General features: G+C 47.2%; 12 protein-coding genes. 10 read left to right on the top strand and 2 right to left on the bottom strand.

Features of this window, described 5'->3' with window-relative positions:
* Nucleotides 1-2: 2 nt before the first annotated feature.
* Complete coding sequence (locus EL143_RS04370) at nt 3-662, bottom strand: DotU/TssL family secretion system protein (protein WP_085417561.1); 660 nt, start codon at nt 660-662, stop codon at nt 3-5.
* A gap of 3 nt (nt 663-665) precedes the next feature.
* Nucleotides 666-2,015, bottom strand: coding sequence for a type VI secretion system baseplate subunit TssK (gene tssK / locus EL143_RS04365; RefSeq protein ID WP_085417560.1), 1,350 nt, complete (start codon nt 2,013-2,015; stop codon nt 666-668).
* Nucleotides 2,016-2,249: 234 nt separating this feature from the next.
* Here tssK and tssB point away from each other — a divergent pair, with 234 nt between their 5' ends.
* From tssB to EL143_RS04325, 10 genes are all read left to right on the top strand, one after another.
* On the top strand, nt 2,250-2,750 hold the full coding sequence (tssB, locus tag EL143_RS04360; protein ID WP_085417559.1) for a type VI secretion system contractile sheath small subunit: 501 nt from the start codon (nt 2,250-2,252) through the stop codon (nt 2,748-2,750).
* 35 nt (nt 2,751-2,785) lie between these two features.
* Complete coding sequence (gene tssC, locus EL143_RS04355; protein ID WP_085417558.1) at nt 2,786-4,318, top strand: type VI secretion system contractile sheath large subunit; 1,533 nt, start codon at nt 2,786-2,788, stop codon at nt 4,316-4,318.
* A 317-nt stretch (nt 4,319-4,635) separates the two neighbouring features.
* Nucleotides 4,636-7,083: a type VI secretion system Vgr family protein gene (locus EL143_RS04350; RefSeq protein ID WP_126326602.1), complete on the top strand. Its 2,448-nt coding sequence runs from the start codon at nt 4,636-4,638 to the stop codon at nt 7,081-7,083.
* A gap of 16 nt (nt 7,084-7,099) precedes the next feature.
* Nucleotides 7,100-8,446: a phospholipase effector Tle1 domain-containing protein gene (locus tag EL143_RS04345; RefSeq protein ID WP_085417582.1), complete on the top strand. Its 1,347-nt coding sequence runs from the start codon at nt 7,100-7,102 to the stop codon at nt 8,444-8,446.
* A 71-nt stretch (nt 8,447-8,517) separates the two neighbouring features.
* Nucleotides 8,518-9,528, top strand: coding sequence for a DUF2931 family protein (locus tag EL143_RS04340; protein ID WP_170162408.1), 1,011 nt, complete (start codon nt 8,518-8,520; stop codon nt 9,526-9,528).
* A 61-nt stretch (nt 9,529-9,589) separates the two neighbouring features.
* Nucleotides 9,590-9,751, top strand: a complete 162-nt coding sequence (locus EL143_RS12275) for a hypothetical protein (protein ID WP_158087853.1) — start codon at nt 9,590-9,592, stop codon at nt 9,749-9,751.
* 71 nt (nt 9,752-9,822) lie between these two features.
* Nucleotides 9,823-10,839: a DUF2931 family protein gene (locus tag EL143_RS04335; RefSeq protein ID WP_170162407.1), complete on the top strand. Its 1,017-nt coding sequence runs from the start codon at nt 9,823-9,825 to the stop codon at nt 10,837-10,839.
* 61 nt (nt 10,840-10,900) lie between these two features.
* Nucleotides 10,901-11,062 carry a hypothetical protein gene (locus EL143_RS12270; protein WP_158087853.1) on the top strand — a complete coding sequence of 54 codons (162 nt, stop codon included), beginning with the start codon at nt 10,901-10,903 and terminating at the stop codon, nt 11,060-11,062.
* A 71-nt stretch (nt 11,063-11,133) separates the two neighbouring features.
* A complete protein-coding gene (locus EL143_RS04330; RefSeq protein ID WP_170162406.1) occupies nt 11,134-12,144 on the top strand; it encodes a DUF2931 family protein in 1,011 nt (336 codons plus the stop codon).
* Between the two features lie 78 nt (nt 12,145-12,222).
* The gene (locus EL143_RS04325) at nt 12,223-13,311 is read left to right on the top strand and encodes a hypothetical protein (protein ID WP_085417586.1); all 1,089 of its coding nucleotides are present in this window, start codon (nt 12,223-12,225) and stop codon (nt 13,309-13,311) included.
* Nucleotides 13,312-13,317: the final 6 nt, after the last annotated feature.

Below are 13,317 nucleotides of genomic sequence, written 5' to 3'. Positions count from 1 at the left end.
ATTTACGCTTTTATTTGAAGACTTTGAGCCAAATTATCAAGATAATAATTAAATATCAGATAAACACAAACAGCAAAAAAGGTACAGCCAATAAAGACCCATGTCGGGTTAACTCTAATACTATTTTTAATAGGAGTTCCTTTTTTATCAATAAAAAAGAAATAACCATCAGATGTCTTGTCTACACTCAACTCAACCGGTACAAACTTAGCTAACTGCTCACGCCACCGATCTGCTTCAGCCTCATCCAACACATAACGTCCTCTAAAACCTAAATTCATAATACTTAAATATGCTTCAGCCAATCTAGGATTGGGTGAGGGCGATTTGGATAATTCTTCAATCCGGTTGCACAACACATCCCCAGCATTATACGTCTGAAAAAAGTGTACCTGTAGCGGTTCCATTTCCCATACATCACGATCAGCCCCTTTTAAAAACTTCAGAGCAGCTTCATCTAAAAGTGCACATTGTGCATAAGATATTTGTTCTATCTCACTTTCAGCATAATCCCCCTCAGCCAAACTTTGTTTGAGCTGAATAACCAAATTTTTACAATACTCGTACCAAGAAACCGAATGTTCCGGCTGGGCACCAAAAGACAAAGCAGACACAACCAATGCCGTATCAAGCAAACTACCTCTGATTAACATCTGATTCATTTTTCATACACTCACAATAGCATAAAGACTTAATTGCAAACGCGCAATAGAAGCTGGCATATAGATACTACAAGCTTGAGCCTGCATCATTCGTTTGAATGCAGGATGATGCTTATCTAATTTAAAATACACATTATCCATTCTGAATGGCAATCCCGGAGGAGTTTGATTTAACAACTGTAAAGGTACACCTATAACTGCCGTATTAATTACCCTCTCGACTTCGTCTGGCGCACCTATTTTACTTACCAAAGGAAGTTGCCTCTGCAAATCAAGGAAAGATATTGCATCAGAATGCGCCGACAAATAAAACTCCGCCTTTTCATCAATCCGGCTATCAAAAATCTGCGCACGCCACTGAGTGGTTTTTATGTGTTCCAAGCTAAGCTCTATAACGGGTGACGGAATTACCTCATCCAATAAATTGCGAATTTTATTTTCAAGCCTACTGAATGTTCCATACAAATCATAATGATCATAGTCATCTACATCCACAACAGAAGAATCCACCCGAAAAGTGTACAACATACCCAGTAAACGTATGAGTAAGCGATATAAGTCCTCGGGATGATGTTCGGGGTGCTTAGACAAATGCTCCAACTCAGGAAAAATACTATTTAAACCATGCAGAAACCAAAATAAAATAGAATCTGATACCGAGAAATCAACTAAATCAGCGCCACGCGCCCGGCGTCTAGCCGACAAACTATCAATACGAGACAAAATCAGCCCATTTAAGCGCCTCACATAGTCCACCAACCAATCAGATGCCATAATGGTCAACAACGGTGGTATATAATTCACATCAAAAACAAACTGGCCACGCTCATTACGAATCAACCGTGTGACAGGACATAAGATATAATTTTCATTATTTTCAAATTCAAAGCGCAATTGTAAATTATACCGCTCTACTGCCAACTCTGTTTCTTCACTGGAGAAAATATCAGATACTACTTCGAACTGCTTCGTAAAACGCCTTGGATTACCTAGCACATCACCAGTATCAGCTAAATTTGATGTATTGTTCTGCCATCTCGGTAAACCAAGATAAACTAAAACCTGACTTTTTTCCGTTGGAATATCTTGCAAATCCCGAGAAGAAATATAACTGCCAAACAAATAAGTATCTATAAAAGTGCCATCAGGCATGCACAATTGAAAAGTATCCAGCTTCACGGAGCCCAACTCTAGCGCTTTCTCATCCAGCATTCTAGAGAATATCCCCCATTGGAAGCTGCCACCCATTTTGATTACAGAAGAAATAACATATTCTTCAAATCGATTTTGTTGCTGGAAATGCTGTGGCGACAGTAAAATTCCTTCTTCCCATAAAGGCTTATAAATTTTCACTATATCTTACTTTCATATATCACTCAATTAAACACCGTAGACAGCAGTATATCGTAACATTTATACTGCCAATATAGTTAAGCAGCAGCTTAATATTAAATCAATAAGCCAAGTTCACTACCGGCTCATATTTTAGGTTCACTATTGAATCCCTACTTTAAATTTATAAAGGGTAAACCTTTCCAGCCAGACAACAGGGCTATTTTGATAAACGATTAGAATTTAGGATAAACAATGAGCAAAAGTTTTCAAAACGAAGTACCACCAGCACGTATTAATATCAAATTAGATTTACATACCGGAGGGGCACAAAAAAAGGTTGAGCTCCCGCTTAAATTACTGGTAACTGGCGATTATAGCAGCGGGCAAGAGCATCGCCCATTATCCGAAAGAGAAAAGATAAATATCGACAAAAATAATTTCGATTCGGTTTTATCTGATTTTAACCCCAAATTAGATTTAGCGGTTAGAAATACCATTTCAAATAGCAACGATGATTTACATGTCAAATTAGACTTCAAATCTATGAATGATTTTCACCCAGAAACTATCGCCCGTAGTGTGCCTGAATTGCGTGCGCTCTTGGCCATGCGCAATCTGTTGCGTGATCTAAAATCCAACTTACTTGATGATGCGGGCTTCCGCCGTGAATTGGAAGCCATCTTGCAAGACAAAGACCTTTCTGACGAATTACGTAGCCAATTAGAAAAAGTGGCCCCTGTTGTCAAACCTTAACTAACCAGCATATCTTAAAATAAGGAAACAACTAAATGCAAAAGAGTCAAAAAGTATCACACAGTACCGTTATTGAAAAAGAAGCTGGTACAAGTGTTTACGAAAGCTTATGCAAAAAAATCAACTTAAATACCGTCAACTCAGTAATTGATATTGAAGCATTCCAAAGCAATGAAAAAATGTCCGAATCATCAGCTGATGAACGTATTACTGCTGCTGTCAGCGTATTTTTGAAAATGATTCAAGAGTCCTCTCAAAAAGTGGAACGCTTAGACAAAAGCTTACTGGACTTCCATATCGCCCGTTTAGATGAGCAAATCGGCCGCCAATTAGACGAAATTTTACATCACGAAAAATTCCAAGAAATTGAATCCGCTTGGCGCGGTTTAAAATTCTTGGTAGACCGAACCGATTTTCGCCGCAATGTCAAAATCGAAATTTTAGATGTTACTAAAGAAGACTTAATCCAAGACTTTGAAGACTCAGCTGAAATCATCCAAAGTGGATTATATCGCCATACCTATATCAGCGAATATGATACCCCAGGTGGTGAACCCATTGGCGCTATTATTTCCAACTACGAGTTTGGCCGTAATCCTCAAGATATTGCCTTGTTGCGCAATATTTCACGCGTTTCAGCCTCTGCACATATGCCTTTCATCGGTTCCGTTGGTCCCGCCTTCTTTGGCAAAGACAGTATGGAAGAAGTTGCCGCGATTAAAGATCTCGTAAACTATTTAGATCGTGCCGAATACATTAAATGGAAAGGATTCCGTGATTCGGATGATGCTCGCTACATCGGTCTGACATTGCCTCGATTCTTGGCACGTTTACCCTACGGTAGCGATACCGTACCAGTACGCAGCTTCAACTACGAAGAGCAAGTCAAAGGCGGAGACCACGAACGTTATCTCTGGGCTAACGCTTCTTTTGCCTTTGCCGCTAACATGGTACGCAGTTTTGTCAATAACGGCTGGTGTGTCCAAATCCGCGGTCCGCAGGCAGGAGGTTTAGTTGAAGATTTGCCGATTCACATGTATGACTTGGGCACTGGTAATCAGGTAAAAATTCCGACAGAGGTATTGATTCCGGAAACCCGTGAATTTGAATTTGCCAATCTGGGTTTTATCCCAATGTCATTCTACAAAAACCGTGATTATGCCTGCTTTTTCTCAGCAAACTCTACTCAAAAACCAGCACTCTATGAAACTAAAGAAGCAACAGCAAACAGCCGTATCAATGCACGTCTACCTTACGTTTTCCTGCTGTCGCGTTTAGCACACTATCTAAAACTAATTCAGCGTGAAAATATCGGCACGACCAAAGACCGCCGCATGCTGGAGCTGGAACTAAACACTTGGATTAACACTTTGGTTACCGAAATGACCGACCCAAGTGATGAATTGCAAGCTACTCATCCTCTGCGCGAGGCGAAAGTAACCGTAGAAGATATTGAAGATAATCCCGGCTTCTTCAAGGTACGTCTGTATGCTCGCCCCCACTTCCAAATTGAAGGCCTAGACGTCAACCTCTCCTTGGTTTCTCAAATGCCCAAAGAAAAAAAATAATCCACTTATCAAACCTAAACCGCTTCTTTCTTACTTTAAAGAAATAAGCGGTTTTATCTATATCATAGTCTTGGCAATGCTATTCATAAATCGCAAATATTTCTAAGTATCACTTCAAGATAGCACTTGTGCGATAAAACATCCACAACATATTTAAATTAAGGTTTCAGACAGGCCAAATCCTGTCTGAAACCTTTTATTTCCTTCAACTTCCCACCCCCTCCGCCTTTTCAAACCGGCATCCGCACACTTGGCAAAACCGCCCCTTTAGGCTAACCTTCCGTCATCTCTTTACCTCCTTGGTTACCGGAATCCCCATGCGCACCCAAGCCTACCATCTCGACTTCTCCCGATTCTCGCCCGAGCTCTCCGTTTCACGATTCGACGCTACCGAAACCGTCAACCGGCCATACCGGATCGAAGTCTGGTTCTCTTCTCCCGATGCCGATTTACCCCTCTCTTCCTATATCAACCAACAGCTGCGATTCTCCGTCCTCCCCGAAGCCGGAACCCTCGCCAATCTCAACCCGATGTATGCGCCCGAACCGCTCAAACTCTGGAACGGTATCGTCACTTCCTGCGAGAAACTGTCCGTATCCAACGATGAAACGCTCTACCGGCTGATCATGGCGCCGCGACTGGCCGCACTCGCCCACCACCGCGCTTCACGACTGTTTCAAAACCAGTCCGTACCCGACATCATTGCCGCGGTTTTGAAACACCGCGGTTTCTCCGGCGTCGATTTCCGCTTCAACCAAAGCCGTTCTTACGGGGTACGCGAGTATGTCACCCAATACCAGGAAAGCGATCTCGACTTTATCTGCCGCTTATGCGAGGAGGAAGGCATTTGGTTTGTCTTCGAGCAATCCGGGCAGCACAGGGATGTGGTGGTGTTCGGCGATGCCCCCGCCCATTATCTAAGGGATAAGGTGCCGCCCTACCCCTTCCGCCCTCATGCCGGATTGGAGAGCGCCAGCGAGGAGGCGGTATTCGATTTGCGGGTCAAACACAATCCGATTGTGCAATCCGTACGCGTCGGCGACTACAATTACCGTGATGCCGATACCGATTTGGCCCACCAGGAGTTCAACCGGGCCGACGATGCTTCGGTTTTGCTCGGCTCCGACTCCTTTTGGGGGCTGCATCAAAAGTCGCCCGACGAGGCCGCCCTTCAGACAGGCCTGTTGCAGCAGCTCAATCTGTGCCGTCGGATCGAGGCGGACGGCAGCGGCAATGTGACCGCGCTATGCCCCGGTAAGGTGTTTCAAACTTCTCCCGCCTTTCATGAGGCGCCCGACGGCTGGCTGGTGCTGTCCGTCTCTCACCGCGGCAGCCGCGACCAAGCATACAGCCACCACTTCACCGCCATCCCCGCACAAACCGTATTCCGCCCCCAACGGGGCACGCCCCGGCCGAGTATCAGCGGTACCTTGCCCGCCCGCATCACCAGCCCCGGCAACTACACTTATGCCTATATCGACGAGATGGGGCGCTACCGAGTAAAGCTGCCGTTCGACCTCGACGAATGGAGCCCGGGCGGAGAAAGCCGTCCCATCCGCTTAGCCAAACCCTATGCCGGCCCCGACTACGGCCAACACTTTCCGCTGCACGAAGGTACCGAAGTGATGCTGTCGTTCGTGCAGGGTAATCCCGACCGACCCTACATCAGCGGGGTGATGCACGACAGTTCCCACCCCGACCATGTTCCCGCCGATTGGAACACCCGCAACGTCATCCGCACCTGGGCGAACAACAAACTGCGGATGGAAGACAAACAGGGTCAGGAACACATTAAGCTGGCGACCGAATACGGTAAAACCCAGCTCAACCTCGGCCATATCGTCGACAGCCAACGCCAAAAACGCGGCGACAACGGCGAAGGCTTCGAGCTGCGTACCGACAGCTGGGGCGTACTGCGCGCCGCTAAGGGACTGTTGATTTCTTCAGACGGCCAAAGCCGTGCGGAGGGGAACGTGCTGGACATGGACAACACCATACGCCAGTTGGAACAGGCCTTAGCCTTAGCCAAAAGCCTGAACAAAGCCGCACTGACCGCCCAAAACGAATCTACCGCCGTTGCGGCAACCGAAGGCCGTCTGAAACAGGCATACACCGACCTCAAAGGTGCCGCCATTGTCCAAAGCGCGCCCGACGGCATCGCCTCCGCCACCCTGAAGAGCCAACTGCATACCGCAGGGGAGCACTTCCACCTCATCAGCGGCGGCGATACGAATATCAGCAGCGGTAACAACTTTACCGCGCACGCACGGCACAGCCTCAATTTGTTTGCCCAAAACGGCGGTATGAAAATCCAGGCCAACCAAGGGGCGGTGGAAATTCAGGCGCAAAATGATGAAATGCGGGTCAATGCATTGAAAGACGCAACCCTTACCAGCAGCGCGGGGAGAGTAACCGTGGCAGCTAAAGACGAAATCCTGCTCACCAGCGGCGGGGCGTATATCAAGATTAAAGACGGCAATATCGAACTGGGTTGTCCACAGACGGTAAGGATAAGGTGTGCCGGTTTCCAAGTAACGGGACCGAATACAATCATGACACCGCTACCTGAATTTTCAAAAAGCAATAACGAAGCTTTCCTGTTATTGGATGACGAAGGCAATCCAATGGCAGGCTTCCCATATAAAATGGTTTCTTCCACCGGCGAAATTTATCGCGGTATCACCGATGAAAACGGCATGACTGTCCGTATCGACAGCGGTATGGACAGGGAAGGTTTGGACATTCTGACAGATTTCGACGATTAAGTGCAAAGGATCAATTATGCTCCCCATTGAAAAACCCAAAGAGAAAGTGTTAGGCAGTGCAACCACCAATCCGCCTCCGAACACCAAGGTGCAGGTTACCCTCAAACCCCTGACCATCAGCGTTTATTTCGACGGCACCGGCAACAATTATTTCAATACCGAAGCCAACCGCAGAAGCGGCCCGTTCAAACGCCAACCCGATACGCTGCGCAAAAGCGTGAGCTACAACAACTACTATTCCAATGTGGCCATGCTGTATTTGTCACACAAAAAAAAGCCGAGGAAACACCAAACCGTCTATATCGAAGGGGCGGGTACCTTCCGGGGTAAAGAGGACCAGTCTATGCCCGGGCTGGGTGCCGCCGGCGGCGGCAGCGGGATAGGGATGCGGGTGGATGAGGCGGTTCGGGCGGTTTTTGATATTATGGGAGAAAACGAGACCACACTGGCCAGTCTGAACGTATACGGCTTCAGCCGGGGTGCGGCCTATGCCCGCTATTTCTGCCATAAAATACGGCAGGCGGAGAAAGGTTCGGGAAAACGCTTTACCATCAATTTTGTCGGGCTGTTCGACACCGTTTCTTCGGTGGGGACAGACCATTACAACGATGTGAAAGAATTCAAGCTGGATGTCGGCGCGCCCGAAGGCATCCGCCGCATCGTGCATTTTACCGCGCAAAACGACTACCGCTACCATTTCCCGCTTACCTCCATCAAAGGGGCGGTCAAAGACGGGCGCGGCTTCGAATGCAGTTTTCCCGGAGCGCACTCCGATGTGGGCGGCGGCTATTACGAGCCGCACCACGATGTGGATCTGCTGCTCAGCAACAAAGACATTAACCGCACTTCAGACAAGCATATTTACTATAAATGGTATCTGGAAAAAGGCTATTTCACCGAAGCGCAGTTGAAATTCCGTCATCATTATGTCAGTGATTTCAATGTTAACGAAAATGTAACCGGCAGCCGCCGCAACGTTAAAATCGATTACCAGTTTGTGACGGCCGCCATTATGCAGTCGCTGATGGTTAAAGAAGCCGGTTTTACCAAAAAAACAGACTCCCAGTTGGATAAACGGATTCGGGAAATGCAGGCCGTACCCGTATTGGATAAGTTTTACCGCCTGGCCGACGCCTATGTTCAGGCCAATTACCGGCAAAACGGCTTGGATTTCAGTGTGCCGCTGCTGCCGCCGGAGGAAATGAAGCAGCTATACGCCGGCTTTATCCATATTTCGTTGGACGCTACCGACAAACCCTTCAACCCCAATGCCGGCACCCCGAAAGCCAAAGAGCACAGCCCAAACGGCAAACCCAACCCGATGAGGCCGGTACGCCCCAAAGTCACGGAAGGATACCGCTGATGGGAAGGATTGCAAAAATATCAATCGGATTGGCGGTTGTCGTTTTATTATCAATAACAGGACGGTGGTTTATGCAGTATTGGGAACAGAAAGATTGGGTACGTTATCAGGTGTATGTCGGTCAATTTTATGGGGCACAACTCAGCTTTGCCGACTCATACTTAACCGATGAAAAAGGCGAGCTGATTATTCACTACGGCGGACACAGCGATGGCGATGTACTGGGTGAAGGCGCACAAAGCGCACCCAATGACTACTTCCCGGTACCGAGCACCCTGCATATCCTTTGGTTCAATCCGCTGGACAACCAGTTTTGGCGGGGTAAGTTTGCGATGCCCAAAGAGCGGCTGACCGAGCTGTTTAAGCAGTGTGACTATATCAGCATCAGAGAAAAGAACAGCGAGGCCAGATGCCCTTTTTATAAATTTATCATCAATGCCGTCCCTACCGGACAGGTGTTTGTGTATCTGGGCGGAGCGCAGATCCGCTTTATCGGCCAATACCAAGCACAAAAAACCGATACCGATTGGGAACGCTTTGCCCGCGGGATAGGCGGCTATCCCGAGATGGTTTCCGATGTGGAACCGAGACGGCAGTATGTGGACGATGCCAAAAAACATTTTTTTGAAGATAAAAACGAAGTGCATCAAGAATCGATAGCGGCATTGAAAGAAACCCCGCCGCCCAACGACCCCGCCTATTGGAACCGCTTCTTTAAAACCTATCGATGGCGGCTGGCCGTTAACCGTCCCAATGTGTTAACCGATTACGACGCCAATTATGTCAACGGGGAGTTTTTGCTGACCCCGAAAGAAGAAGTCGGGCGGTTCCGCGATGCTCCCGTACCGTACCGTGTGGTGTTTTTTGTTAAAAAATCCGACGGCATTCCGAGCAGCTATGTGATGGAATTTGATGAAAAAGCAATTATGGCCGCCTTTGAAAAAATGGCCGCGTACGGCAAACCGATTACCTTTCAGGCCGATTTCGACAAGAAGTACGACGAATTGGATGTTTATCTGACGGCGGAAGGTGTTGAGGAGAAAATCATACTGGATCCCACCCGTTTGGCATTGCGGGATTGAACCGGTGCGGGGCTGTCTGAACATATTTCAGGCGGCCTGCATACCTTCAAGAGACAATAAGATGAGAAAGATTAACCACCGCTGTTCATATATTTCGTTGGACGCTACCGACAAACCCTTCAACCCCAATGCCGGCACCCCGAAAGCCAAAGAGCGCGGTTCAAACGGCAAGCCCAACCCGATGAGGCCGGTACGCCCCAAAGTAACCGAAGGATACCGCTGATGGGAAGGATTGCAAAAATATCAATCGGATTGGCGGTTGTCGTTTTATTATCAATAACAGGACGGTGGTTTATGCAGTATTGGGAACAGAAAGATTGGGTACGTTATCAGGTTTATATCAGTAAATTTTATGAAGCCAAACATAGCTTTGCCGACACCTACTTTACCGATGAAAAGGGCGAACTGATCATTCATTTTGGCGGTAACAGTGGGGGAGCCAGTTTAGGTTTTGGAAGCCAAAGTTCGCCTAACGACTACTTCCCGGTACCGAGCACCCTGCATATCCTTTGGTTCAATCCGCTGGACAACCAGTTTTGGCAGGGAAAGTTTGCGATGCCCAAAGAGCGGCTGACCGAGCTGTTTAAGCAGTGTGACTATATCAGCATCAGAGAAAAGAACAGCGAGGCCAGATGCCCTTTTTATAAATTTATCATCAATGCCGTCCCTACCGGACAGGTGTTTGTGTATCTGGGCGGAGCGCAGATCCGCTTTATCGGCCAATACCAAGCACAAAAAACCGATACCGATTGGGAACGCTTTGCCCGCGGGATAGGCGGCTATCCCGAGATGGTTTCCGATGTGGAACCGAGACGGCAGTATGTGGACGATGCCAAAAAACATTTTTTTGAAGATAAAAACGAAGTGCATCAAGAATCGATAGCGGCATTGAAAGAAACCCCGCCGCCCAACGACCCCGCCTATTGGAACCGCTTCTTTAAAACCTATCGATGGCGGCTGGCCGTTAACCGCCCCAATATGTTAACCGATTACGATGCCAATTATGTCAACGGGGAGTTTTTGCTGACCCCGAAAGAAGAAGTCGGGCGGTTCCGCGATGCTCCCGTACCGTACCGTGTGGTGTTTTTTGTTAAAAAATCCGACGGCATTGGCATTCCGAGCAGCTATGTGATGGAATTTGATGAAAAAGCAATTATGGCCGCCTTTGAAAAAATGGCCGCGCACGGCAAACCGATTACCTTTCAGGCCGATTTCGACAAGAAGTACGACGAATTGGATGTTTATCTGACGGCGGAAGGGGTTGAGGAAAAAATCATACTGGATCCCACCCGTTTGGCATTGCGGGATTGAACCGGTGCGGGGCTGTCTGAACATATTTCAGGCGGCCTGCATACCTTCAAGAGACAATAAGATGAGAAAGATTAACCACCGCTGTTCATATATTTCGTTGGACGCTACCGACAAACCCTTCAACCCCAATGCCGGCACCCCGAAAGCCAAAGAGCGCGGTTCAAACGGCAAGCCCAACCCGATGAGGCCGGTACGCCCCAAAGTAACCGAAGGATACCGCTGATGGGAAGGATTGCAAAAATATCAATCGGATTGGCGGTTGTCGTTTTATTATCAATAACAGGACGGTGGTTTATGCAGTATTGGAAACAGAAAGATTGGGTACGTTATCAGGTTTACATCAGTAAATTTTATGAAGCCAAACATAGCTTTGCCGACACCTACTTTACCGATGAAAAGGGCGAACTGATCATTCATTTTGGCGGTAACAGTGGGGGAGCCAGTTTAGGTTTTGGAAGCCAAAGTTCGCCTAACGACTACTTCCCGGTACCGAGCACCCTGCATATCCTTTGGTTCAATCCGCTGGACAACCAGTTTTGGCAGGGTAAGTTTGCGATGCCCAAAGAGCGGCTGACCGAGCTGTTTAAGCAGTGTGACTATATCAGCATCAGAGAAAAGAACAGCGAGGCCAGATGCCCTTTTGACCAATTTATCATCAATGCCGTCCCTACCGGGCAGGTGTTTGTGTATCTGGGCGGGTGGCAGGTTCGCTTTATCGGCCAATACCAAGCACAAAAAACCGATACCGATTGGGAACGCTTTGCCCGCGGGATAGGCGGCTATCCCGAGATGGTTTCCGATGTGGAACCGAGACGGCAGTATGTGGACGATGCCAAAAAACATTTTTTTGAAGATAAAAACGAAGTGCATCAAGAATCGATAGCGGCATTGAAAGAAACCCCGCCGCCCAACGACCCCGCCTATTGGAACCGCTTCTTTAAAACCTATCGATGGCGGCTGGCCGTTAACCGCCCCAATGTGTTAACCGATTACGACGCCAATTATGTCAACGGGGAGTTTTTGCTGACCCCGAAAGAAGAAGTCGGGCGGTTCCGCGATGCCCCTGTGCCAGAAGCAATAATATTTATTATTAAACAGGCTGATGGCAGCAAAGCCTCATATGTGATGGAATTTGATAAAAAAGCAATTATGGCCGCCTTTGAAAAAATGGCCGCGTACGGCAAACCGATTACCTTTCAGGCCGATTTCGACAAGAAGTACGACGAATTGGATGTTTATCTGACGGCGGAAGGGGTTGAGGAAAAAATCATACTGGATCCCACCCGTTTGGCATTGCAGGATTGAACCGGTGCGGGGCTGACGAAAGTTTCGGATGGATTCGCCCCTTCTTTCTTATTCTCACTTTGATTACAAAGGAAAAATATGCCTTGGCCGATTCCCGATATTCCCGACTTATTTAAAAAGCCACAAAAAACCAAATGGAACAGCATATTTGCCTGGCTGTTCGGGCTGATAGTGGTTTACCTGTTGTGGCTGCCAGCCGTTTGGCTGTTTTGGCACAAACTGAAAATCGGCACGACAATGTTGGTTTTATCGGGATCGTTTCCCTTTGCTTTATGGCTGCTGGGCTTTTCGATCATGGTTGTCGCCGAAACCAACAAAACAGTTGCATACCAGGCATGGGAAAACGAAAAACAGAATATCCGTCAGCAGTGGACGCAATGGGCCGGAAAAAAAATTGCCGTAGTGGAATCGGATTATGCGCTTTCAGACGACTCGCCACAAAAATACGCTTACAGTCTCGCTTTTTTTACAAAGAAATTTGAGGCCTTATTTAAACAGTCGCAACATAAAAAGATAACGGTTTATGTTGCTGTGGCAGATTCCACTCTCGCAATGGACATACTTCAGGAGCAATGGCCCCTGTTTGGCACACTAACTGAACCTTATGAGGATAAAGTAGAAATCTATTTGACCAATATCGGCCATAATGACTTGGATTTTGTTTCGCTATGGACGGAGCAACCTCAGGAGGAGTTGAGCGTGATTGTTTCCATGATTGCCGATGAAAAGGATGATGGTACTTTTGCCGAACAAACGGCATGGCTGGTTTTCTCTCCGCCAAACATTCCCAAAAAGCAAGCCGAAATCAGCCGCACCATCAAATTTAATCTGCTTTCCGCTCAAGAATCAAATTTGGCATTAACCCAGTTCAAACAATATACCTTGGAAAACCAATTGGCAAACTCTCTCAGCTTAATAGGTTTTTCAGAAGAGGCCACTGCATTGCTCAGAAGCAGACTAATTGAAACAGGTTGGTTTTGTAATAGTAACATACTAAAATTAAAACAAATAACTTCCAAACATAAAAACATCAAATCGTTTAATCACTGGCTAATGCTTACGTCAGCATTGCAAGAGATACAGCCCGCCACCCGCCCGCTAATCGCATGGAAACAGGACAATGATTCCGAAATCAGGCTGGTATCGGTTATAAGATATTCTGAATGAAGCCTG

The organism is Neisseria canis, from assembly GCF_900636765.1.
GTDB lineage: Bacteria > Pseudomonadota > Gammaproteobacteria > Burkholderiales > Neisseriaceae > Neisseria > Neisseria canis.
Note: the sequence above shows the minus strand (reverse complement) of the source record. Positions and strands in the feature narration are given on the sequence as shown.

Coding starts and splice junctions, on each gene's coding strand:
- EL143_RS04370 (WP_085417561.1), bottom strand. CDS start 662: ATGAATCAGATGTTAATCAGAGGTAGTTTGCTTGATACGGCATTGGTT.
- tssB (WP_085417559.1), top strand. CDS start 2,250: ATGAGCAAAAGTTTTCAAAACGAAGTACCACCAGCACGTATTAATATC.
- tssC (WP_085417558.1), top strand. CDS start 2,786: ATGCAAAAGAGTCAAAAAGTATCACACAGTACCGTTATTGAAAAAGAA.
- EL143_RS04350 (WP_126326602.1), top strand. CDS start 4,636: ATGCGCACCCAAGCCTACCATCTCGACTTCTCCCGATTCTCGCCCGAG.
- EL143_RS04345 (WP_085417582.1), top strand. CDS start 7,100: ATGCTCCCCATTGAAAAACCCAAAGAGAAAGTGTTAGGCAGTGCAACC.
- EL143_RS04340 (WP_170162408.1), top strand. CDS start 8,518: ATGCAGTATTGGGAACAGAAAGATTGGGTACGTTATCAGGTGTATGTC.
- EL143_RS12275 (WP_158087853.1), top strand. CDS start 9,590: ATGAGAAAGATTAACCACCGCTGTTCATATATTTCGTTGGACGCTACC.
- EL143_RS04335 (WP_170162407.1), top strand. CDS start 9,823: ATGCAGTATTGGGAACAGAAAGATTGGGTACGTTATCAGGTTTATATC.
- EL143_RS12270 (WP_158087853.1), top strand. CDS start 10,901: ATGAGAAAGATTAACCACCGCTGTTCATATATTTCGTTGGACGCTACC.
- EL143_RS04330 (WP_170162406.1), top strand. CDS start 11,134: ATGCAGTATTGGAAACAGAAAGATTGGGTACGTTATCAGGTTTACATC.
- EL143_RS04325 (WP_085417586.1), top strand. CDS start 12,223: ATGCCTTGGCCGATTCCCGATATTCCCGACTTATTTAAAAAGCCACAA.